Source organism: Alicyclobacillus kakegawensis NBRC 103104, from assembly GCF_001552655.1.
Classification (GTDB): Bacteria; Bacillota; Bacilli; order Alicyclobacillales; family Alicyclobacillaceae; genus Alicyclobacillus_G; species Alicyclobacillus_G kakegawensis.
Genome location: NZ_BCRP01000016.1, coordinates 18,956 through 40,194, shown reverse-complemented (window position 1 = coordinate 40,194; position 21,239 = coordinate 18,956). Strand labels below are relative to the sequence as shown.

General features: G+C 61.2%; 20 protein-coding genes. 3 read left to right on the top strand and 17 right to left on the bottom strand.

The features are described from left to right. Nucleotides 1-105: 105 nt before the first annotated feature. A complete protein-coding gene (locus tag AK2_RS12110) occupies nt 106-1,416 on the bottom strand; it encodes an ABC transporter substrate-binding protein (RefSeq protein ID WP_067934801.1) in 1,311 nt (436 codons plus the stop codon). A gap of 201 nt (nt 1,417-1,617) precedes the next feature. On the opposite strand from AK2_RS12110, the gene AK2_RS12105 reads away from it, so the two are divergent. Next, complete coding sequence (locus AK2_RS12105; protein ID WP_067934749.1) at nt 1,618-2,109, top strand: MogA/MoaB family molybdenum cofactor biosynthesis protein; 492 nt, start codon at nt 1,618-1,620, stop codon at nt 2,107-2,109. A gap of 135 nt (nt 2,110-2,244) precedes the next feature. Here AK2_RS12105 and AK2_RS12100 read toward each other — a convergent pair whose 3' ends face one another. The 5 genes from AK2_RS12100 to AK2_RS12080 all read right to left on the bottom strand — a co-directional run bounded on the left by AK2_RS12100 (nt 2,245) and on the right by AK2_RS12080 (nt 6,364). Next, nucleotides 2,245-2,724: an NUDIX hydrolase gene (locus AK2_RS12100; RefSeq protein ID WP_067934747.1), complete on the bottom strand. Its 480-nt coding sequence runs from the start codon at nt 2,722-2,724 to the stop codon at nt 2,245-2,247. A gap of 13 nt (nt 2,725-2,737) precedes the next feature. Beyond that, nucleotides 2,738-3,493: an alpha/beta hydrolase family protein gene (locus AK2_RS12095; protein WP_067934746.1), complete on the bottom strand. Its 756-nt coding sequence runs from the start codon at nt 3,491-3,493 to the stop codon at nt 2,738-2,740. Nucleotides 3,494-3,595: 102 nt separating this feature from the next. Further along, complete coding sequence (locus AK2_RS12090) at nt 3,596-5,182, bottom strand: APC family permease (protein ID WP_067934744.1); 1,587 nt, start codon at nt 5,180-5,182, stop codon at nt 3,596-3,598. A gap of 251 nt (nt 5,183-5,433) precedes the next feature. Next, nucleotides 5,434-5,682 (bottom strand): YkuS family protein, encoded by a 249-nt coding sequence (locus tag AK2_RS12085; RefSeq protein ID WP_067934741.1) that lies wholly within the window; start codon nt 5,680-5,682, stop codon nt 5,434-5,436. Nucleotides 5,683-5,737: 55 nt separating this feature from the next. After that, nucleotides 5,738-6,364 (bottom strand): biotin transporter BioY, encoded by a 627-nt coding sequence (locus tag AK2_RS12080; protein WP_067934739.1) that lies wholly within the window; start codon nt 6,362-6,364, stop codon nt 5,738-5,740. A 91-nt stretch (nt 6,365-6,455) separates the two neighbouring features. On the opposite strand from AK2_RS12080, the gene AK2_RS12075 reads away from it, so the two are divergent. Beyond that, nucleotides 6,456-7,436, top strand: a complete 981-nt coding sequence (locus AK2_RS12075) for an ATP-binding cassette domain-containing protein (RefSeq protein ID WP_067934736.1) — start codon at nt 6,456-6,458, stop codon at nt 7,434-7,436. Continuing rightward, entirely contained in the window at nt 7,406-9,253 is a 1,848-nt protein-coding gene (locus tag AK2_RS12070; RefSeq protein WP_067934734.1) for an ATP-binding cassette domain-containing protein, read from the top strand. The genes AK2_RS12075 and AK2_RS12070 overlap by 31 nt, the downstream gene beginning before the upstream one ends. 42 nt (nt 9,254-9,295) lie before the next feature. On the opposite strand, the gene AK2_RS12065 is transcribed toward AK2_RS12070, so the two are convergent. The 11 genes from AK2_RS12065 to AK2_RS12015 all read right to left on the bottom strand — a co-directional run bounded on the left by AK2_RS12065 (nt 9,296) and on the right by AK2_RS12015 (nt 20,750). Further along, nucleotides 9,296-10,279, bottom strand: a complete 984-nt coding sequence (locus tag AK2_RS12065) for an NAD(P)H-quinone oxidoreductase (RefSeq protein ID WP_067934731.1) — start codon at nt 10,277-10,279, stop codon at nt 9,296-9,298. A 78-nt stretch (nt 10,280-10,357) separates the two neighbouring features. Next, nucleotides 10,358-12,031, bottom strand: a complete 1,674-nt coding sequence (locus AK2_RS12060) for a fatty acyl-CoA synthetase (protein WP_067934729.1) — start codon at nt 12,029-12,031, stop codon at nt 10,358-10,360. A 252-nt stretch (nt 12,032-12,283) separates the two neighbouring features. Beyond that, nucleotides 12,284-12,928, bottom strand: a complete 645-nt coding sequence (locus AK2_RS12055) for an NUDIX hydrolase (RefSeq protein ID WP_067934727.1) — start codon at nt 12,926-12,928, stop codon at nt 12,284-12,286. A 65-nt stretch (nt 12,929-12,993) separates the two neighbouring features. Further along, nucleotides 12,994-13,782 (bottom strand): OmpA family protein, encoded by a 789-nt coding sequence (locus AK2_RS12050; protein ID WP_083521158.1) that lies wholly within the window; start codon nt 13,780-13,782, stop codon nt 12,994-12,996. Further along, nucleotides 13,760-14,566 (bottom strand): flagellar motor protein, encoded by an 807-nt coding sequence (locus tag AK2_RS12045; RefSeq protein WP_067934722.1) that lies wholly within the window; start codon nt 14,564-14,566, stop codon nt 13,760-13,762. Before AK2_RS12045 ends, AK2_RS12050 begins: the two co-directional genes overlap by 23 nt. 140 nt (nt 14,567-14,706) lie before the next feature. Next, nucleotides 14,707-16,050, bottom strand: a complete 1,344-nt coding sequence (locus tag AK2_RS12040; RefSeq protein ID WP_067934719.1) for a PDZ domain-containing protein — start codon at nt 16,048-16,050, stop codon at nt 14,707-14,709. 65 nt (nt 16,051-16,115) lie between these two features. Continuing rightward, nucleotides 16,116-17,012, bottom strand: coding sequence for a permease-like cell division protein FtsX (gene ftsX / locus AK2_RS12035; RefSeq protein WP_217994699.1), 897 nt, complete (start codon nt 17,010-17,012; stop codon nt 16,116-16,118). Further along, the gene (gene ftsE, locus AK2_RS12030) at nt 17,002-17,688 is read right to left on the bottom strand and encodes a cell division ATP-binding protein FtsE (protein ID WP_067928559.1); all 687 of its coding nucleotides are present in this window, start codon (nt 17,686-17,688) and stop codon (nt 17,002-17,004) included. The genes ftsX and ftsE overlap by 11 nt, the downstream gene beginning before the upstream one ends. A gap of 174 nt (nt 17,689-17,862) precedes the next feature. Continuing rightward, nucleotides 17,863-18,606, bottom strand: coding sequence for a response regulator transcription factor (locus tag AK2_RS12025; RefSeq protein ID WP_067934717.1), 744 nt, complete (start codon nt 18,604-18,606; stop codon nt 17,863-17,865). Between the two features lie 61 nt (nt 18,607-18,667). Further along, entirely contained in the window at nt 18,668-19,417 is a 750-nt protein-coding gene (locus AK2_RS17175) for a hypothetical protein (RefSeq protein WP_169794788.1), read from the bottom strand. A gap of 685 nt (nt 19,418-20,102) precedes the next feature. Beyond that, nucleotides 20,103-20,750: a sensor histidine kinase gene (locus AK2_RS12015; protein ID WP_169794787.1), complete on the bottom strand. Its 648-nt coding sequence runs from the start codon at nt 20,748-20,750 to the stop codon at nt 20,103-20,105. Nucleotides 20,751-21,239: the final 489 nt, after the last annotated feature.

The window sequence follows — 21,239 nt, the reverse complement described above, 5'->3', positions numbered from 1 at the left end:
AGAAAGCGGGCCAGGCAAACGAAAAGTCCGCCTGGCCGCCGAGCTTTTTGGATTCCAGCCGCCATCGGTCGGAGACCGTGGCAGTCCTCACGTCCGGTTGATGAGTTACACGGGCGGGTTTTGCTGAAATGCGGACTGCAGCTGCTGGATGCAAGTATCGATGTCGCCTGTGTTGACGAACTGGTTGATGGCCTTGTTGGCCGCGTCCAGGAACCCTGGCGAGGCGGCGGCACCGTGGGCGAGGCTGGGCGTCAGCTGGTCTTTCTTAAAGTCGGTCATGGCCTGCTGGCTGTACACGTCGTACTTGCTCTTGTCCGCGTCGATGCGGGCTGGAATGGAACCCTTCAGCGGGTTGAACGCGTCCTGGCCCTGGACAGACCCGAGCACCTTCAGCCAATCCTTGGTGCCCTCAGGGTGTTTGACCCCCTTGGGCAGGCCGAAGCAGTCGACGATGACCATAAAGTCGTGCTCGGTACCGGGCGTGGTGGTCCAGCCAAAGTCAACATTGGGCTTGAGGTGCAGGTCGCTGGTGAAGTAGCCTTTGGCCCAGTCGCCCATCACATTCATGGCCGCCGTGCCTTTGGCCACCATCTGAGAAGCGTCCTGCCAGACCTTGGCCGCGTGGTCGGAGTTGACGTCGGACATCAGGTCCTTCAGCGTCTGGAGCGATTGTTTGACGCGCGGATCGTCAAACGAGATCTGACCCTTCCACAATTTGTCGTAATCCTGCGCCCCGAGTTGCCCGAGCAGAATGTCCTCCCAGAGCATCGTCGTTTCCCACTGGTCCTTGTCACCCAGGGCCAGCGGGGTGATGTTGTGCTGTTTCAGCACCTTGGCATCCTGAATCACGTCGTTCCACGTCTTGGGCGGGGTCAGGTGATATTCGTCAAAAATTTTCTTGTTGTACCACAATACGTTGCCGCGGTGCACATCGACCGGCACGGCGTACTTGTGCCCGTCGTGGCTGACCATGTCAATCAGCTGTTTGGGGAACTTGCTGTTCCAGCCTTCTTGCTGGTACAGGCTGTCGAGCGGCTCCATCTTGCCGGCGTCCACCCAAGACAGCAGCTCCTGCCCGACGTGCACCTGGAAGGTATCGGGTGGGTTGTTGTTCTGCATGCGGTTGGCCAGAACCGCCTTCGCGTTCGATCCGGCGCCGCCCGCGACGGCCGAGTTGATCACGGTGTAGCCGGGATAGTCCTTCTTGAACAGTTTGATGAGCGCTTTCAAGCCGTCCGACTCGCCAGCCCCTGTCCACCAGCTGAAGATCTCCACTTCTTTGGCACCGTCGTTGCTCGCCCGGTTCGCCGTGTTGCCGGATGCGTTGCTGCTCGTGTTGTTGCTGGACGCACTGCCGCAGGCGGTGACCGCCAGCGCCACCGCGACAACAGATGAGGCGGCCAAAACGCGACGCATCTTCACGACATTACCCCCTCGTCATGGCGCTTGGTATCTGGACTGCTCGTGTTATGGATACGTGCGCTTACATTCGGAACATGAACATGGGTATTCTCTATGGTTTGTCGTTGTAATACACTATGCCTGAGCAAGCCCAGATAGAATGAGGCCGCGCGGTTCAAGCGGGCGCCCAAAGGGGAGAGGAAGGATGGGGGATACATGGATAGGTATACGGCAGCGGTGCTGACCGCCAGCGATGGGGTCGCAGCCGGGACACGTCAGGACAAAAGCGGAGACACGCTGCAAAAGCTGTTGGAAGAGGCGGGGTTTACCGTCGCGGAACGGACGGCGGTTGCCGACGACCAGGCCCGTTTGGCGGCGGTTCTCGGGCGCTGGGCGGGCGATGCGCGGATTCACCTGGTGCTGACCACCGGGGGTACAGGTGCCGGGCCGCGTGACGTGACACCTGAAGCGACGCGTCAGGTCATCGACAAAGAGCTGCCCGGCGTCGCCGAGGCGATGCGCAGCGAGAGCCTGCGGCACACACCGTTTGCCATGACCTCGCGCCAGGTGGCGGGGATTGCGGGAGACACGATTATCATCAACCTGCCGGGGAGCGAGAAGGCGGTCCGGGAGTGCTTCGCCGTGATTCGGCCGGTTCTGCGCCACCTGGTGGATTTGGTCTGCGGCCATACGGCGCACGGCGCCTAAGCGGCCGCCGCAGAGCCTCGACGGTTGTTACCCGCCGCCTGGGGGCCGCCTGGCTGCCTCCCTCCCGAGGGGCATTAGGCCCGGACATTCGCTGTGAAGTCGCCCGGACAATACCAAGGCTCCACCGCTGGGGGGCTATCCGTTCAGGTGCTGCCGCAGCCAGCGCGCCCGTTCCACATAGGCTCGCTGGTCTTCGTTGACCTGGCAGAACTCATCCGGGTGCATCCAACGCCGCTCGGCGATTTCGGCGCTGGCGGCGAAGGGAGACTGCTTAACGAGCGACGCCAAGAGCACCACGTCGAAGGTGTACACCGCAGGTTCCGCTTCGACAATCCACTCGGGCCGAATGTCGCAACACGCCTCCTCGCGCACCTCGCGGGCGGCGGTTTCGTAGACCGACTCACCCCGTTCCATCAGGCCGCCAGGCAGGCGCCAGAACGGCTGACCGTATGTGTGGCGAAGCGTCAAAAGCCGATCCGCCCCATCAAACACCACGGCGGCCACGCCGATGGGATACTGCCCCTTGACCAGCCGGACCACCGGATTGGTCATCCACCGTGGCGCGTGGGCGTAGGTCTGCACCACAGCCCGCTGCCAAAACCCTGGACGAGCCATGCTCGGCCCCCTTTTATGCAAGAAACCCACGGATTGCGGCGAGCACTTCGTTCTCCCACGCGTGCCCGTCAAAGGTGTGGTTGGCGTCCGGTACGATGTGGATGGAGGCGCAATCACCGTACGCAAGATCGCGGTATTGCTCCGAAACCTGATACGGCACCGTTTCGTCCTTCTCGCCGTGAATCAGCAGCACCGGTCCTCGGTAGCGCGCGGCCCGCGGGAACACGTCCAATCCCCTCAGATCATCGGCAAACGCGCGACCGACCAAGTTGCCAGCGTGATCGAACACCTCGGCATCCGGCTGGACCGCTTGGCTCGACTCGATGGAACGGACGATGCCGGGCATGTTGCCGGCTGGCGCCATGAGAATCAGGCGCCACACGTCGTCCGGCCGGTCCCCGGCCACCAGACTGGCCACGAGGCCGCCCATGCTCAATCCGAGCAGCACCACGCGCTTGGCATCCACCTTCGGATGCTGTTTGACCCAATCGACCATCCTGTGCGCGTCCGCCACCTCGGTGGAAAGGGTCATATCCTCAAAGTTGCCGTCGCTCTCGCCGCTGCCCATGAAATCGAATCGAAAACTCGCGTAGCCAATGTCCTCCAGCATTCGGGAAATCTTCAAAAACATGCGGTGCGGCTCCAACCGGTTTCCCGTAAACCCGTGAAACAACAGAACCGCCGGATACTTCTCCGCCGCTTGGTCGGGGATGTGCTCCATTCCGCGCAGGGTGGCGCCGTGACTGACCAGTTCGACAGCTCGCTGCATCGGTTCGTCTCCTTCACTTTAGTCGTGAGCAGGCCTTGGGGCACGACTGATTCGTCTTCTTTCTCATCATTATGCCGGAATCGGGGGGCCATGCAAAAGGTGTCATGTCACCGCTTTGAAGCCAGCGCGGTTGAGTGCCTCGGCATCTTCCAGGTATTCGTTCGCCCAGCCGCTCTTGACGCCCCAGAAGTAGAAAATGAGCGACGACGCCGCGACCGCCAGCATGTCCCACCCGTACGGAATGATATTGTGACCACCGAACTTCGCGCTGCCGAGCGAGGACAAGAGTGCCATCCATCCCAGGTAGACAAGCAGCCAGATGCCTGCCTTCAGGTGACGGGCGAAGCCGCGGAATCCGGCTTTTGCTTGGTAGTAGAAGTAGATGGGCAGGCCAATCAGCATGATGATGATCACCTTGCCGGTCAGCGGCCAGCGCGCCCAGTAGAGAATCAGCGACGCGAGCATGAACGCCAGCGGGGCAATCACCTTAAGCCCCTGGATGCGCGACGGACGGTGCAGGTTAGGCGCCGTGCGCCGCAGCACCATGACCGTAATCGGTCCGGTCACGTACGAGATGAGCGTGGCCACCGAGATCACGTCGGCCAGTGATCCCCAGCCCCGGAACAACACCAGAAACACGTACCCCACCAGCAGATTCAGCCACATCGCCGGCCGCGGCACGCCAAAGCGCGGATGGATACGGCCGAGCGCCTTCGGGAAATAGCCGTTCTTCTCCATGCCGTAGACCATGCGCGCAGTCGAAGCGGTGTAGGTGATGCCGGTTCCAGACGGCGACACGAACGCGTCCGCGAACAGGATGACAGCCAACCAGTTCAGGTTGATGGCCAGCGCCAGATCCGCAAACGGGGAGTTCAGCACCACGTTATTCCATCCGTGCAGCAGGCTGTGCCCCGGTACGGCGCCGAGGTAGGCTATCTCAAGACCGACGTAGATCAAGCCCGCAATCAGGATGGATCCTACCACCGCGAGCGGCACGGCCCTCGCCGGGTTTTTCGCCTCACCGGCCAGGTTGATAGGGCTCTGAAATCCGTTGAACGCAAACACCACCCCCGACGTGGCGACCGCAGTCAACACCGCCGACCAACCGAACGGGGCGAACCCGCCATACTGGTGAAAGTTCCCTGCATGAAAACCGGCGACTATCAAGCTGATGAAGGTCAGCGTCGGCACAATGAACTTAAACACCGTGATGAACGTATTGGCGCGAGCAAACAGCTTGACCGTCCAATAGTTCAGCAGAAAGTAAATGAACACCAGCACCGCGGCAAAGAACAGCCCCAAGGGCTGCAGTGTATGTCCGTTGTATAAGGACTGCGCCCACGCCCACGGCCAGGAGCTCATATACTGAACCGAGGCCTCGGCCTCAATCGGGATCACCGAGACAATGGCAATCCAGTTTGCCCATCCGGCAATGTATCCGACCAGTGAGCCATGCGAATACTGGGCATAGCGGACCATTCCGCCGGCCTCGGGAAACATCGAGCCCAATTCCACGAACGTCAGACCGATGAACATAATGACGATGGCCCCGATGATCCACGCGAACACCGACGCCGGGCCGGCCACATTCGCCGCCTTCCAGGCGCCAAACAGCCAGCCGGATCCGATGATTGAGCCAAGCCCTGTCATCATCAGGGCAAATGCGCCTACATTGCGTTTGTATCCCATGGACTCTTTCACCCCTTTACTGTACATGAAACGCTTTCAACGCCATGGACCAAAGCAAAAAGGCCGTCTGCATACCCTACTATACACAAAACATCAAGCAAATTAAAAGCTTATATTACAAGAAATTGGTTGGTGGCATAATTCTGGAAAGAGACAGATTGAACTGATAATACAATCCGATTGCAGATCTATACGCGAAAAGGCGGCCGAGCGGCCGCCCTACAAACCCTGATGGACTTGGTTGAGCACAGTCATTGCAAGTAGTTCTGGACCCGCCGATAGACCTCTTCAGGCGACAACCCTTCCGCGGAGACAACCGGCACATCCGCCACGATGTCCTGCATCCCCATCAGGTTGTTGTCCCCGCCCGTCACGACCATGACCGAGGCGCCGGCTGGCGCGCTCACCGCTGCGTGGTCCAGCTCCACCACCTGGCAGCCCTGCGCCTCGAAGTAGTCTTTCACGTTGCCGAGGCCCTGTTCCACGGCGACCGTCTTCATCTTCGTCCCCCCTCGCCAGTGACTACAGGTTCAAGGTGTCCGAAGCGCCGCTCACCTATGCATCCCCCCTGTCGAGCGCGACCACCTGTGATGCCGCTCCGACGGTCAACCTCTGTGGCGGGTAGACCGTATGGACAGCCCGCGCGATAACCGCCGTCGCTGCCGCCTTCAAGGCGTCGCCCGGCAAATAGGGGTAGCAGCCGGCCACCATCGCCTTGCCGAAGCTCAAGTGCAGCGTGTGCATCAGCCAGGGAATCGCGAGCACATAATCCAGCCACGATCCGCACACCTCCACGACGACAAACAGCCCGACGAGCGACGCGACTCCGCGCCACGCCCCGCTGCCGCGGCCCCTGCTGAGTGCCTGCACGAGAGCGCCAATCCCGAACGCGCAGACCGGCCACATCCAGATGTATCCACCTGTCGGCCCCAGGATGACCCCCATGCCGCCGGAGTTGTGCAGCAGCGGCAGCCCCAGCGCTGTCAGCACCAGCACCAGCAGCATACTGAAAAACCCGTACCAGGGGCCGAGAATCGCCCCCGCCAACATGACCGCCATGTTCTCCAACGTGATGGGCACCGGCGATCCGGGAATGTGCACGCTCGCGTAGCTCATCACGACCAGCAGCGCCGCAAACAGGGCGGAGAGGACCACTCCCCGCACCGTCAAGCGAAATGACATGCCCGTTCCTCCATTCTGCTTGGTTTGTAAACTTTATGATGCTATGATGTTTACAATCGGATTCTAGCACGACCATGGGAGGATGCAAAGAGTGGACACACTGGGGGCTGGCATCCAACTTCAGCAGGTAGATGTCCTGTTTCACACCGGCGCGGGCCCCAAACCGGTGCTCCGCCAGCTGAATTTGTCCGTCGCCCGCGGGCAATGGCTGTCTGTCGTCGGCCCGAACGGAAGCGGCAAGAGCACGCTGGCCCGCGTCCTGGCCGGCCGCTTGCCGATCTCCAAAGGGCGGGCCGAACTGCTCATCGACCGGCAGCGGGTGCCGCTGGGCCAACGGGCGCAAGCGAGCGCCCAGAAACAAGGACGGGCGGATCGACAGCCAGATACGAGCCGTGCACCCGGTCCTGCTCCCGGGTCAACCTCGGCTGCGGCCGCTCCCGAATCACTGGTGCAACTGATTGGCCAGAACCCGGATGCGCAATTGGTCGGGGAAACGGTGGCCGAGGACGTCGCCTTTGGACTGGAAAACCTCGCCCTGCCGCCGCGAGAAGTCGCCCGCCGCACGCGCGCTGCCATTGGCCAGGTGGGGCTCGCCGGTCTCGAAGACCGTCCGATTTCCACCCTGTCCGGCGGGCAAAAACAACTGGTGGCTGTCGCCGGCGCGCTGGCCGTGAAACCGCGGGTCTTGATTTTCGATGAAGCCACCTCCATGCTCGATCCGTCCTCCCGCCGCAACATTCTCACGGTCGTCCGGCGGCTGCGGCAGGCCGGGGTCACCGTCGTCTGGGTGACGCAGTGGCTCGATGAACTGGCATTGGCTGACGCGGTGCTCGCCCTGCGGGACGGCGAGGCGGTGTACCACGGCAGCCCGCAGGGGTTCTTCTACGGCGATGGGGCAATTGGCGACGCCGCGGCGTCCTGGTGTCAGCGCCTCGACTTGACACCGCCCCCGGCTGTGGCGGTGGCCCTGCGGCTGCGGGCGGCCGGATGGCCCATCGGTCAACCGCTGTGCGCGGAGGCGTTGATGCGGGAGGTGGTCCAGTGCCCTTCACCGTCCGGCAATTGGAGGTGACGACGTCGTTGGCAGACCGGCCGCTCATCCAGGGAGTGAACCTGGACATTCTGGATGGGACCGTGACACTTCTCATTGGCCGTAGCGGAGCCGGCAAATCGACGCTGCTCGAAGCGCTGTCCGGGTTGACACCCCCGACGCGCGGGCAGGTCATCTGCGACGGGCGACCGCTCTGGCGGGCCGGCCGCGTCAATCCGGCGGTGCAGCGGCGGCTGAGCCTGGTGCTGCAGTCTCCGGAAGAATACCTGTTTGCCCCCAGTGTGCTCGGTGAATTTCGCTACTCCCTGAAGCCACTGCAGCTCCCGCGCGCCGAGGAGCAGCGACGGATAACGGAGGCGCTGGCCCAGGTGGGTCTGCACAAAGCCTTACTCTCCGCCTCTCCGCTCACCCTGTCCGGCGGGCAAAAGCGGCGCGTCGCGTTGGCCACCGCGATGGCCGTTCAGCCGGACTGGCTCCTGCTCGACGAGCCGACAGCCGGGCTGGATTCGGCCGCCACCGCCTCCTTCTGCCGCTGGCTGCGGGATTGGCGGGCGCAGCGGCGGGCGGGCGGCGTGATTGTGGCCACCCATGACCTGGACGCCCTGCTGCCGCTGGCGGATGCAGTGATTGTGCTGTGCGGCGGGCGGGTGCGCTTCTCCGGCGACACCGCGTCACTCCTGGAGCGGCCGCAGGTCCTCGCGGAGGCCGGGATGGACGGCTGCGAACTGATTCAGATATCCAGCTTTGTGAAGGAAGTGACAGGAGAGGTGCCGACACCCCTGACAGCGGACAATCTGGCCGCCTCCTTGCTGCAGTGGCGAAGCAGGGCGCCGGTGACAGGCGGGGACAGTCCCGGCCCGCAGCCTACACTACACGCCCTGGACTCGCCCTCGGGGCAGCTGGCCCCGACACCGCATGCCGCTTCGCTGCCGAGCGATACTGAGCTGATTCGTGCTGGGCTGAATGGTGCTGGGCCGGGCGGGGCGACATCCGATGGAACGCCGCTGGTCCATTCTGCCGAGCGGCGGGCGCCGTGGCGCGGTGTCGCTCGCCGCTTGGATGTGCGGGCCAAATGGGCGTGCTGCCTGATGCTCTCGGCCGCGTTGCTGATGCAGGACCGTGCCGCCGGCTGCGCTGTGGCCACCCTGTTGGTGGCAGGGGTGCTGCTTGCCGCCGATGTCCCGCGCCAGCAGTTCTGGCGCCTGATGAAGCCGTTGGTCGTCCTCCTGCTGGTCTCCGCGGCGCTGTCCGGTCTGCGCTGGGGCAGCACCGCCGGCGGCGCTTGGCCGGAGGGCATGGTGCACTGGGGGAGGATAGGTTTTGCGCCGTGGCAGGCGCTGGACACACTGGCGCAAACATACCGCTTCATGTTGCTGGCAGCGGTTGGAGCCGCACTGCCCGCCACCACGCCCCCGCTGGAAATGCGGCGCGGCATCGAGCGGATGTTGCGACCGCTCGCGCGGACTGGCTTCCCAAGCGAAGCCGTTTCCCTGGCCGCGTCGCTCATCCTGCGCTTCATCCCTTTGCTCCTGGGCGAGTTCCACCGCTTTGCGCGGATGGCCCGCGCCCGCGGACGCGGCCGTCCGCGCGGCGGCCTGCGGCTACGCGACCTGCCGGCGGTCATCATCCCGCTGCTCCTCTCCCTTCTGCGCCTGGCCGACGAGTTTTCAGAAGCCATGGAGATGCGGGGGTACCGCCTCGGCGGGCGACGAACCGAGATGTCGCCCCTCGTCTGGCGCCCGCTGGACACCGCCAGCGTGGCGGTGGTCGGCGCGTGCAGCCTGGCATTGATAGGCCTCAGCCTGTGGACGCCGATTCCCGGAAATTTCTTGCATTGATAACAAGACGGTTCGGTATAGATTCAGCACTTGTACAAACCGTCACTCCACCGTGAGCACAATCTTGCCCGTGTTGCGGTTTTCCTCCATATATCGGTGGGCCGCCACGACGTCTGTCCAAGGGAAGACCGTGTCCACCACCGGTCGCAGGCGGGCGCTCGCGAAGCGATCCTCCGCGAATGCCCAAAACGCTTGCGTCAGGCGGATTTTTTCGGCGACCGGGCGGGATCGCAGGGCGGTGCCGATGATTTGCAGCCGGCGGCCGAGCAGATAGCCCAGGTCCACCTCATCCACCTTCACGCCGCCCATGGTGCCGATGACCACCAGGCGTCCGTCCATCGCCAGGGACCGCAGGTTGTCGCGGAAATACGGCGCCCCGACGAAGTCCAGGATGATATCGACGCCCTGGCCGGCCGTCTGTTCGGCCACAAACGGCGCGAACGATCCATCATGGTAGTTCCATCCAGCCTCAGCCCCCAGCTCCAGGCAGCGTGCGATTTTCTCCGTCGATCCGGCCGTCACCCAGGACCGGCCGCCCCCTTCGCGCACCAGCTGGATGGCGGCAGTCCCGACGCCGCTGGCGCCGGCGTGGATGAGCACCCGGTCATGCGCGGCAAACCGGGCCAACCAGAACAGGTTGAGATAGGCGGTCAGGAACACCTCCGGGATGGCCGCGGCCTGCTCAAAGCTCAGGTTGGGTGGAATGCGCATCGCCATGCCCGCCGGAATGACGGCGTACTCTGCGTATCCACCCCCGGGCAACAGGGCGCACACGCGATCACCAATCCGCCAGTCCCCTGCCCCGGCGCCCACCTCAACCACTTCACCGGCGGCCTCGAGCCCGAGGATGTCCGGGGCTCCCGGGGGAGGTGGGTAGTGCCCCCGTCGTTGCAATAGATCGGCGCGGTTGAGCGCCGTCGCCCGCACTCGCACCAACAGCTCGCCCGGACCCAGCCGCGGGGTGGGCGCCTCCCCGATGGATAAGACGTCCGGATCGCCAAAGCCGGACATAAGCACCGCTTTCACGCGCACCCTTCCTTTCTCACACATGGAATCAATTCCATGATACCACCACGAGCCGTGTGCCAAGCGGAGCAGCGTTGGTCAAACGATGTCGGTCGGTGGCGCCGGCGTCTCCGACTGAGGCGTGGCGCCTCCCATCTGCTGGGCCAAGTCCCGGTAGCGGACGCGCAGTTCGCGTTTGAGGATCTTCCCGCTCGGGTTTTTCGGGAGCGCATCGGCGAACACCACGTACTTCGGCACTTTGAAAGAAGCCAGCCGGCGGCGGCAGAACGACAACACCTCGCCCGCGTCGGCCGCCGCGCCCGGGCGCAGGGCGAGCACGGCGGTGACCGCCTCCCCCCAATATGGATGCGGCACCCCTATCACCGCCGCTTCCTGGACCCCGGGGTGCTGGTACAACACCTCCTCCACCTCCAGGCTGCTGACGTTCTCGCCGCCGGTCTTGACCATGTCCTTCTTCCTATCCACGACGGTGAGAAACCCGTCCGCATCGAAGAAACCGAGATCGCCCGTGTGGAACCAGCCGTGCGCGAAGACGCCCTCCGTCCGCGCCTCATCCGCATAATAGCCAAGCATCACGTGCGGAGAGCGATGGACGATTTCCCCCAGCTGTCCCGGTGGCAATAGGTTTCCCTCCTCATCCATGATGGCCGTCTCCATGTTGAGGCAGGGCCGGCCCACGCTGCCAGGTTTGATACGCTGTTCCTCCGGGCGCAGGACGGTGGCGAACGGGGCCACTTCGGTCTGGCCGTAGGTGTTCCAGATGCGCACCTGGGGCAGATCGCGGGCCGCGGATTCAAGCACCTCCATCGGCGTGGCGGCCGCCCCGAAGTAGCACTTGCGTAGGGCGGTCAGGTCGGTGTGCGGGTAATCCGGGTGGTTGGTCATGGCTATCCACACCGTTGGCGGGCAAAAGAACTGGGTGACACGCGCCCCTTCAAGGGTGCGCAGGAGGCGCCCCGGTTCTGGACTGTCGAGGATGACCCCAGTGGAACCGATGTAGACCGACGGGCCGAGAAACGCGTGCAACTGGGCACTGTGGAAGAAAGGCATGGCGTGTACCAACACGTCGTCCGGCTGGAACTCGAAATCGACGATGCAGCTGGCGTACTCCCAAATCAAGTTCTGGTGAGTCAACATGACGCCCTTGGGGCGGGATTCGGTTCCGCTGGTGTAGAGAATCTGCGCCACGTCCGTATCGGAAATCTCCACGTCCAGCTCCTCGCGTGGCTGCCCAACGCAAAGCTCAGCCAGCGTCGTCCACCCCGGTACCGTTTCGGTGCTGTCGATGACAACCCGCAGGGAGGGAGCCTGGGCGGCCTCCCGTGACAAGCCGCGGCGTACGCTGTCTGCCGTCGCTGCTGGCGGCCACGCGGCCAGTACGTCCTCCGCCACCCGGAGGCGGTTGGGTGTGACGAACAGGGCTTTGGGCCGGCAATGATTGAGGATGTACAGAATATCGGTCTGTTCCAGCATGAAGTTGACGGGAACGAGGATGGCACCGGTGCGGGCCACCGCGAAGTGGACGATGACGAAGTCGAGGCAATTGGTGGCCAAAATGGACACCCTGTCTCCCTTGCGCACCCCTTGGGCCAGCAGGGCGTGGGAGAGTTGGTTGGCCCGCTCGTCCAGCTCGCCATACGAGACGCATTCATCCCGCCACAAAAGGGCCCGCTTGTGCGGGTGACGCATGCGGCTACGGTGCAGCGTGTCCCCCAAGGTTTGCCGGCGCCAGGGTGCGCTGGACTGGGTCATCAAAAATCCCCCTCTTCCGCATACCGAATATCCAACACTCAAATCGGGTTATTCTGAACTTGTTATCGAATCGTATACGTAGACTACGAACCTATCCCCTGGGGCTTCGACATTTCCTGAGAAATACCGTGCCACGTGTCGTCGCCTGTCTGTCGAAGGCTGGCGTCAATTGGACGCCCCCCTTGCCCGGCAGGCCGCGTCGCTTCCGTTTTCGTTTCGGGAAGTGCGAGCGAGCGGCCTGTGCCAGAGGCTTCACTCTTTCAGCAGCTGCAGGGCGTGCTCCAGAATGCGGGCAGTCATGCCCCAGATCACACGTCCGTCCACTTCGTAAAACAATTGCCTGGCCACCATCCTGCGCCACCGATGGCCGCGCCCGCCAGAGATCAGGTGGAAAGGAAAGTCGTCGGCCGGCGTGGGCTGCAATGACAGGTTGTAGACTTGCGGCTGCACCGCCCACAAGCGAGCCAGGGGCAGGATGAACAGCTCGGCCACCTCGGAAGGGCTCGGGACCACTCGGCTCATATCCAGGATGCGGCCCAGAAACGGGTGCACCCGCTGGCCTGACCAGGTGATGAGCACATCGAGATCGGCCAAGACCTGCAGGTTGTCCTGCGACGTCTGCAGCTCTTCGCACGTCTCGCGCAGCGCAGTGGCTCGCAAATCAGAGTCGGTCGGCTCGAAGTGCCCGCCCGGGAACGCGACCTCCCCCGAATGGCGGCGCAAAGATGTAGACCGTCGTTCAAACAGCAGCCCCCACTCGCCGCCTTCCAGTTGCACGAGCGGCACCAGGACCGCCGACACCTGCGCCGAGGCGCCCTGCGTCATGATGCCAGCCCGGCGTGGCGCCAGTACAGAATGAACATGTTGCAGCCAGGAGTCACCACGTGGAGTGTTCATGACTCTACGCTACGTCAGCGGCACGGCTTCGTCAATCCGCGGAGATGAAAAGATCGCTATCCAGGTCATTCGTTCCCGTTTTTCAGAATGACAATGTTGACGCGCCGATTCTTCTGCCGGTTGGCGTCCGAGTTGTTGGGCGCCACCGGGTGATAAGGCCCATACCCGGTGCCGGACAGCCGCTCAGGCTGGATTCCGTTGTCGGCGAAAAAATGCACAACGCCGATGGCGCGCGCCGCCGACAACTCCCAGTTGCTTGGAAACTGGGAGTTATGGATGGGGCGATTGTCAGTATACCCTTCGACCACGATGTTGTTGTCCACTTTTTTCAAAAACGGCACCAACGCCTTCAACGTACTCTTCGCATGCGGCGTCAGCGTCGCCTTCCCGGTCGGAAACAGAACCGCGTCGGGAAAGGTCACCTGCACCCCGCGTACGGTATTTAGAACCAACACCGTGTTCTGCAGGTGATGGGATTGAATGTATTCGCGAATCTGCTCGTACAATCGATTGAGGGCTTGATCCTGCTGGTTGCCCACGGCCCCCTGGGAAGTCGTAGCCACTTTGGCCGGCGCCACCAGGTGATGACCCGCATCAGTTGGATTCGCCGACTGAATAAGCGAGCTTTTGCCCGATCCGGTCAGCATGTCGTGGCTCTGGTGCAACGCCTGCGCCAAAGATTGCTCCAACGTGTAAAACTTGACCTGGTTCACCTTCGACATGGCGTACATGATGACGAAAAAGATCATCAATAGGGTGATGAGGTCCGAATACGTGATCAACCACCGCTCGTTGGACACGTGGCCTCCGTGCCGATGGGACGACCTTCTGCTACGCCTCGACGGTCTCGCCATCGACCTCACCCACCTTGTCCGCTCTCTTGTCCGACCTCTGGTGCGGAGCCAGGAACGCTTTCAGCTTTTGCCGCAGGATATTCGGGTTCTCACCCGCCTGGATGGAGAGGATGCCTTCAAGCGTCATCTCACGCAGAAGCGCCTCTTCCGCGCTCCGCCGTCTCAGTTTGCTGGCTATCGGAAGCCAGAGGATGTTGGCACTGGCGACACCGTACAGCGTGGCCGTAAACGCGGTGGCAATTTCCGGTCCCAGCTTGTCCACGTTCTGCAGGCTGCCCAGGACGTGAACCAACCCCATCACGGTGCCGATGATGCCCATGGTCGGCGCGTACCCGCCTGCGGTTTCGAACAGGCCGGCGGCGGCCGCATGCCGTTCTTCCACATAGTCCAGCTCCGTCTCCAGCATGGACTTTACGAGCTCCGGATCCACCCCGTCGACCACCAGCTGCAGCCCACGCCGCAGGAAGTCGTCATCGAAGTCTTCCAACCGCTCATCCAACGCCAAGATCCCTTCTCGCCTGGCGATGGTGGCCAGCTCTGCCAATTCCTCAATCAACTGCAGGGGATTGGAACGGCGTTGAAAGAAGGCAATCTTCAGTTGTTTGCCCACACCCATGAATTGCCGCAGGGATACGGAGGTTAAGGTGGCCCCGATGGTGCCGCCGAAGACAATCAGGGCGGCGGGCGCCTGCGCCAATGCGGAGAGACTGCCCCCGTCCGTGACAAACGACAAAATCAGGCTGCCAATGGCAAGAACGAGACCAAACAGCGTTGCAATATCCATCACCGATACCCCCATGTGCGCTGCAGCCCGACCTTACCAAGCGTCCGGGAAACATCCGCCCCCTCTTTTTTTCTGTACCAGGACTTGAATCACGGACGCCTTTACGGCTGCACGGACCCAACGATGCCCGTCTCGCACGTTTACGTTTGGTGAGGCGGCGCCGGGTCGACGTCCACAAATACATCCTCGTATGAATTTCCGGACGTCTGGGCTTTCAGATACAGCGTTTGAAACAGCCCCACGCGGCGCCGCCGGTAACTGGGCACCCCCGGGACATCGGGGGCCAGTATCAATCCCAGTTTGGCCCTCTCCCCACTGAACACCGGTTTCCCGACCAGCCGCATTTCGCCACGCACGTCATAGACCTGCAGCTTCGCGTAGGCCGGGTTCTGGTCGAGCGCGAAGTGCAGGTCATAGCTGGTCTGAACCGGAACCTGATTGATGTGCGTGATGATCTCGCCCGGCTTCAATCCCATGGTGTCGGCCAGGGAACCGGGCACCACAGCCAACAGCTTGACACCGTCCGAAACCGGAGCGTAGAGCGGATCGGCCAGAAGCTCTCGCCAGTGCACATGCCAGGTGGCAGCCTCCTGACCCAAAAGAGCAATCAGCACGCCCGCCCACGCCCAAGTCGGACCCAGGTGGACGACAGCCCACGCATCGGCAGCCAACAACGCGCCACAGACCGCGTCATAGGCGGCTCGAATGCTCGCCGCCCCTTGCGGTGTGAGTGCCGCATACAGGCCGCTTTGCCCGAGGAAGAGAGGTATACCGGCCAGCGTCGCCCCCGCCGCGCCGAGCCCGCCGAGCAACGGCCAAGGCCAGGGTGTATGTAAGAGCGGGTGACCGCCTGGAGCCACCCAAAGCACGGGCACAACGAAAGCCAGTTGGCTCGTCCACGCACCAATCGCCCGGCCTCGTTTGCTCTGGACAAAGGCAGGGGCGACGAAGCGATAGCGCCCGACAAGCAACAGGCCCACCTCCAGGAGCAAACACAGCGCCGCCGCCGCCAGCCATGGGCTGACCGGTTGGCGCGCCAAATGCAGCCACGTCTCACGGAGCCACGAAGGCCCGGAAGGCACCGGCAGCATAAGCAGCACGCGGCTGAGAGCGACGAGGATGGCAATGGCGTACACGGTAGCGCACAGGCGCAGACGGATGCAGGCGAGCAGGATGCTCAGCACCACCACCGCGCCAACGCCCCAGACGTCCAAGGTTAAACCCGACGCGACGCTGATGGCGCTGGCAATCAGCCCAGCGATGAACGCATACACCCAGCGTAACCCGACAGAACGCCAGGCGCGCGTCAGGCGAAAGCCGAAAAAACCACGCTCCTGGCGGCTCGTGCGGTACGTTTCGGCGTACATGAGCGCCGTGCCCAGGTAGAGGAGGGGGTTTTCCAGCAACATGCGCGCCCCGTCCCACAAAGCGTTTGCGATTTGCCATCCATCATAGGCACCCAACACGAAGACTCCCTTTTCCATCCGGCAAACTGGCTCCTGCGGACCCTACACATGTGATTCGATGCAACTGCCCACGCTCCTGCTTGTCATACGCGCAAGAACTTGCGGATGGACATGATGCCGCCCCAGAGGCCAATCAGGAGTCCTATGCCAAACATAATGACCGCCAGTTTTCCCAATAACGCACCCGGCTGCAGCAGGGGGAACGTCAGCGCGATGAAGCTGCCGTTCAGATGGGAGAAGATCTGACGGTAGACCACCCAGATGGCGGCAAACGGGACCACGGCCCCAATGGCGCCAATCAGCATCCCTTCCACCAGGAACGGCCAACGAATAAACCAGTTTGTAGCGCCCACCAGTTTCATGATTTCAATCTCACGGCGGCGGTTGAAGATGGCAATCTTGATGGTGTTGGAAATGAGGAACATCGCCATCAGGATGAGGGCCACCACGAATACCAGCCCGATGTTGCGCACCGTATCCATGAAACGGTAGAACTTGTCCACATACGATTTGCCGTCGAGCACCGTGTCGACGTTGCGCATGCCTTGAATCTTGTTGCTGATGGCCACCGTTTGCCGCGGGTCTTGCGCCTTGACCACCAACTTGACGGGTATGGTCTGGTTTTTCGGCAATCCATCGAGCACGTTCTTATACTGGCTGCCCAACGAGTCCTGCAGCTGCTTGAAGCCTTCCTCGTGGGTCACCAGCTGGACCGATTCCACCCCGTGAATCTGTTTGACAGCTGCGGCCGTCTGCGCCCCCTCACTGTCCGAAACCTGCGGCTTGAGAAAGACCGAAATCTCCAACTGCCCGGAGACATAGTTCGACATCTGCTGCGCGTTCATGGCCAGCACCAACGTGGATCCCAGAATCAGCAGGGTCACGGCCACAGCGCTGATGGATGCGAACGACATCCAGCCGTTGCGGATGAGACTCTTGCTGCCTTCGCGGAGGTGCCGCCCAATGCTGCTAATCCTCATATTCGTACAGTCCCTTTTGCTCGTCTCGGGCGATCCGCCCTTCTTCAATGGCAATGACACGCTTGCGCATCGTGTTGACAATGTCCCGGTTGTGCGTCGCCATCACGACGGTGGTACCTCGGTCATTAATGCGCTGAAACAGCTTCATAATGCCCCAGGAAGTGTCGGGGTCTAGATTGCCGGTCGGCTCGTCGGCGATGATGACACTGGGGTTGTTGACGAGCGCCCGCGCCACGGCCACCCGCTGCTGCTCCCCGCCAGAAAGCTGGGTGGGCAACACATCCGCCTTGTCCTCCAGCCCGACCCACGCGAGGGCTTCCGGGACGCGCCTGCGGATGTGCCGCTGCGGGGCCCCAATCACCTCCAGGGCAAACGCCACGTTCTCGTACGCGGTCAGCTTCGGCAACAACTTGAAGTCCTGAAACACCACACCAATGTGCCGCCTCAACAGCGGGATCTTCCGATGGCGCAGCCGTTCGATGTTAAACCCGTTCACAAAGATCTGCCCCTTGGTCGGCCGCTCCTCACGGTACATCAGCTTGATGAAGGTCGATTTCCCAGCGCCGCTGGGCCCGACCACATAGACAAATTCACCTTTCTTGATATTTATCGTGATGCCGCTGAGCGCCATCGTCCCATTTGGGTATTGCTTCCAGACGTCCTGCATCTCAATCACTCAGGCATCGCTCCTCGCAGAAGGGTCAGATCACTCGACGAGAATCGTGGATGATTGACAACCGGGTGCAATCCGGCTCCATTCATCGCGCGAGACCACGAGCGTTTACCCGCCGCGCCTTACCAGTTCGACACCGTGCGCCAAAAATCCTGTCGGGAATTGCTGTAAAGAAATTCAATGGAGGCGTGTGAAGCCGGAGCGGATGGACCAGAGCACCGCCTGCGTGCGGTCGTTCACACCAAGCTTGCGGATCAACGTGGACCACATGCCACGCACCGTCTTTTCCGTCACACCAAACACTTCGGCAATCGCCCGGTTGTTCAGTCCGTCCGTGGCCAGCTGCAGGAGCATCTGCTCCCGCTCATTCAAAGGCACGTCAATTTCTGCTGTGAACACGGCCTGATCCGGCCGTCGAATCTCAGCCAAGACCAACGGGGTCAGGTGAGTCTGGATGTACGCCTTCCCTTCCAGCACCGTGTTCACCGCCTGCTCCAGCACTTCGACCGGCGCCGTTTGAAACAGGTATGCGTCGGCGCCCCAGCGAAACGCCTGCACAATCACGGCGGCGTCGTCGGTCTCCGGAATCAGGTGAACAACCGCCAACTGCGGCCGCAATTGCCGAAGTTCAGCCATAAACCGCGGCGTCGTCCGCGCATCCGGCGTGATGTCGGTGATAAGGACGTCCATCAACTCGTCTTCCGGGCCACGCAGCCCATGCAGGAGGTCTTCCAAGCCGTGAAACGAGTTCCCGGATTCAAAGTTCGGTCGCTGGGAAAACAAGGACCTCACGGCGACATCAAACAGCGGATGGGTCATCAAAGTGTGAACGCGCACTCTCCCCTGCGACACAACCGGAGCGGAGACGGAAGACCCGCGATGGGTCTGCGGGAGGGTTAGATGTTGCAGCAAGTGGTTCATGTCAACCTCCTTGGAGTGTTCATCTGTCCGGTTGATCGTGAAAAGGGACCCATACCAGCGCTTACACTGTCATTTGAGCGCGAAAAGAATCTACCACTCGCGGATCGTAGAGATGGTAGCGACTTGATGCCAATTCTCGCATGGCCTCGTCATGAGACAGCCCATACAGTTCCATCAGCTCCACGTAATCCAGCGACAAGCCGAGGCACTCCGCCATCAACCGGTCTTCGTCCGTCAACCCCGACACGTCCGCACCCTTGCGGCATGCCGGAATCAGATAGCGATAGTTTTCGCTGTGCGGGTACGCCTCAAGCAGGCGAACGCCGAGCTGCCCAATCTCAGGGATGGAGGACCGATCACTGAGAATGGAGGCAGCTTCCTCTTCATTCGACGTCATGACAGTCAACCCAAGATACACCAAGCGCCCTGCCACCTGCAACCGCCGTATATCATCCCACGGCGCGTCCGGCACGATCCGCTCGTACAACTGCGCGGCCAGATTGGCCTCGTACCGCGGCATGTGCGCAAACCGCGGGAACATGGTCTCAAAGCTGTCGATGAGGCTCAACTCATCCAGAAACTGATGCCAGAGCGGCCAGTCAAAAGTGTCTTCGGGAATGACAATGTCGCGCTGGCTAACCCAAGAATCAAAATCGCGGACTTTAAGCCATTCGTTCCAGTAACAAGCCTGGCCAAGGTAGATCTCGGCCTTCTCCACGCATCGCGCGCTCAAATCTCTCTGGGCAGCATAATACGCAAACAACCCAATCAGGTACAGATTGTCTGCTAGCTTGACATTTCCGTCAGCCATAGAATTTCCCCATACGCTGCGATAGAATTCCGAAGTATATTGAATCGCTTCTGCTGGTCGTTCGAGATATAGGTACATACGCGCAATGCCTTGATAGGGCCCGGACGCGGGATCGACCTGAGCGGCCTTATGAAAATGACACAGGGCCTCTTCAAATTTTCCCATGGCTTCTGCCGCGCAACCCACATTGTAGCGGAGCAGCCCCTCCAAGACCCGTTGCAGACCAGGATCAGCAATCAAGCGAATCATCTCTAGGACAGCAGGAAACAATTCCAAGGCCTGCTCGTACAGCTCCGAGCGTATTAGCGAATATATGTAGGTGCTTAATAACGCAGACGACTCATAAGGAAATTGATTGGAGGTCTGTTCCAAAACGGCTTGGCACACGCGCAACGCTTCATCGACATGGCCTGCATTGCCCAAGACGAGAGCGAGGTTCGCTGTACACTTCAATCTAAGAGCTATTACATGATCCCCATTCTCATTTCCCAACAGGGACAGTGCCTGCTCGTAGTAGGGCCGAGCCGCTTCAGGGGACTTGAGGCGAAATACAGTGGCACCCACAGAATTTAAGAATGAAGCGCGTTCCACGCTATCAGTAGCCTCTTGGGCATATTGCTGGCATGAATGGATCGCGGCATAGTAATTGCCTCGTTGAAAGTGGGCAAATCCAAGCCTCCATTTCTCATTCATCCGCTGCGGGCACCTCGCATGTGACCAGGGTCCCGTGGCCAGGTTGCGACTGGACCATAACGCGGCCTCCCACTAGCTCCATCCGCTCTTTCATACCCTGCAAACCGTAGGACGCCGACGACGATACGTCTGTCGCAAAGCCCTTTCCATCATCCTTTACGAGTGCCTGATAGACGCCATTCCTATGGAGCAACCGTATTTCAATTGTCGTGGCTTTGGCGTGTTTATGAATGTTATTCAGCGCCTCTTGAACTACTCGAAATACCGCGACCGCCGCGCTACGGGATAGATTAGGCTGTCCCCACTCACTATCTACCGTCACCGGCAGACCAGACATTTGCGAAAACCGTTCAGCATATAAGCGGATGGCGTCGGATACGCCGCGCTCCAAAAACGAGGGGCGCAGGTCGAAGATGAGGCGCCGCACATCGTTAATCGCGGTCCTGAGGATAGACTTCAGGCGCTCAATCTCCTGAATCGAATCCTCCAGGCGTCCGTTTTCAAGCATGCGTTCTGTAACCTCCAGGCGCATAGTCACGTTGGTCAAGCTCTGGGCTGGCCCATCGTGAATGTCCCTGGCCATACGTTTGCGTTCCTCTTCGAGCAGTTCGATTATGCGTTCAGAGTTGAAATTCTCCACAGGCACACCCCTGACCACCATCAATGTCCTCGCATTTTGGTTGCATCCTGTCAGAATATCTCTTCTCTATCATAACCGAAAAACGATAATCACAAAAATATCAATAGAGCGTTGACAGTCAGGTGGATTCATAGTTAAAATCATCCACAAGGAAATACGACACATTTCGCGCTCAAACAGGCGGCCCCCGGGGGCAAAGGACGAGGTGATACATTGTGATGAAGAAGCTGATTGCGCTTGCGTCTGTCGTAGTCGCCATGTCAGCTATCGCACCGTTGGCCTACACAGCATTATCCAGCACGCTCTCAGTCTCATCAACGTTCACAGCGCACCCTGACGGGTTTCCCATTGGCGAATCGTTTTTCTAAGATCCCCAGCACATTCGGACTCTACTGAAGCATTCCATATCACCCCGGGAGCACACCCAGGCGGCAAGCGGTTTCGCCTGGGTGTTTTTTGTCGTCTGCCGTCAAAAGTTCGCGATGCGTG

What these genes read in the sequence shown, in the direction of transcription:
- AK2_RS12110 (WP_067934801.1), bottom strand. Translation starts at nt 1,416, where the DNA reads ATGCGTCGCGTTTTGGCCGCCTCATCTGTTGTCGCGGTGGCGCTGGCG.
- AK2_RS12105 (WP_067934749.1), top strand. Translation starts at nt 1,618, where the DNA reads ATGGATAGGTATACGGCAGCGGTGCTGACCGCCAGCGATGGGGTCGCA.
- AK2_RS12100 (WP_067934747.1), bottom strand. Translation starts at nt 2,724, where the DNA reads ATGGCTCGTCCAGGGTTTTGGCAGCGGGCTGTGGTGCAGACCTACGCC.
- AK2_RS12095 (WP_067934746.1), bottom strand. Translation starts at nt 3,493, where the DNA reads ATGCAGCGAGCTGTCGAACTGGTCAGTCACGGCGCCACCCTGCGCGGA.
- AK2_RS12090 (WP_067934744.1), bottom strand. Translation starts at nt 5,182, where the DNA reads ATGGGATACAAACGCAATGTAGGCGCATTTGCCCTGATGATGACAGGG.
- AK2_RS12085 (WP_067934741.1), bottom strand. Translation starts at nt 5,682, where the DNA reads ATGAAGACGGTCGCCGTGGAACAGGGCCTCGGCAACGTGAAAGACTAC.
- AK2_RS12080 (WP_067934739.1), bottom strand. Translation starts at nt 6,364, where the DNA reads ATGTCATTTCGCTTGACGGTGCGGGGAGTGGTCCTCTCCGCCCTGTTT.
- AK2_RS12060 (WP_067934729.1), bottom strand. Translation starts at nt 12,031, where the DNA reads ATGACCCAGTCCAGCGCACCCTGGCGCCGGCAAACCTTGGGGGACACG.
- AK2_RS12055 (WP_067934727.1), bottom strand. Translation starts at nt 12,928, where the DNA reads ATGAACACTCCACGTGGTGACTCCTGGCTGCAACATGTTCATTCTGTA.
- AK2_RS12050 (WP_083521158.1), bottom strand. Translation starts at nt 13,782, where the DNA reads ATGGCGAGACCGTCGAGGCGTAGCAGAAGGTCGTCCCATCGGCACGGA.
- AK2_RS12045 (WP_067934722.1), bottom strand. Translation starts at nt 14,566, where the DNA reads ATGGATATTGCAACGCTGTTTGGTCTCGTTCTTGCCATTGGCAGCCTG.
- AK2_RS12040 (WP_067934719.1), bottom strand. Translation starts at nt 16,050, where the DNA reads ATGGAAAAGGGAGTCTTCGTGTTGGGTGCCTATGATGGATGGCAAATC.
- ftsX (WP_217994699.1), bottom strand. Translation starts at nt 17,012, where the DNA reads ATGAGGATTAGCAGCATTGGGCGGCACCTCCGCGAAGGCAGCAAGAGT.
- AK2_RS12025 (WP_067934717.1), bottom strand. Translation starts at nt 18,606, where the DNA reads ATGAACCACTTGCTGCAACATCTAACCCTCCCGCAGACCCATCGCGGG.
- AK2_RS17175 (WP_169794788.1), bottom strand. Translation starts at nt 19,417, where the DNA reads ATGGCTGACGGAAATGTCAAGCTAGCAGACAATCTGTACCTGATTGGG.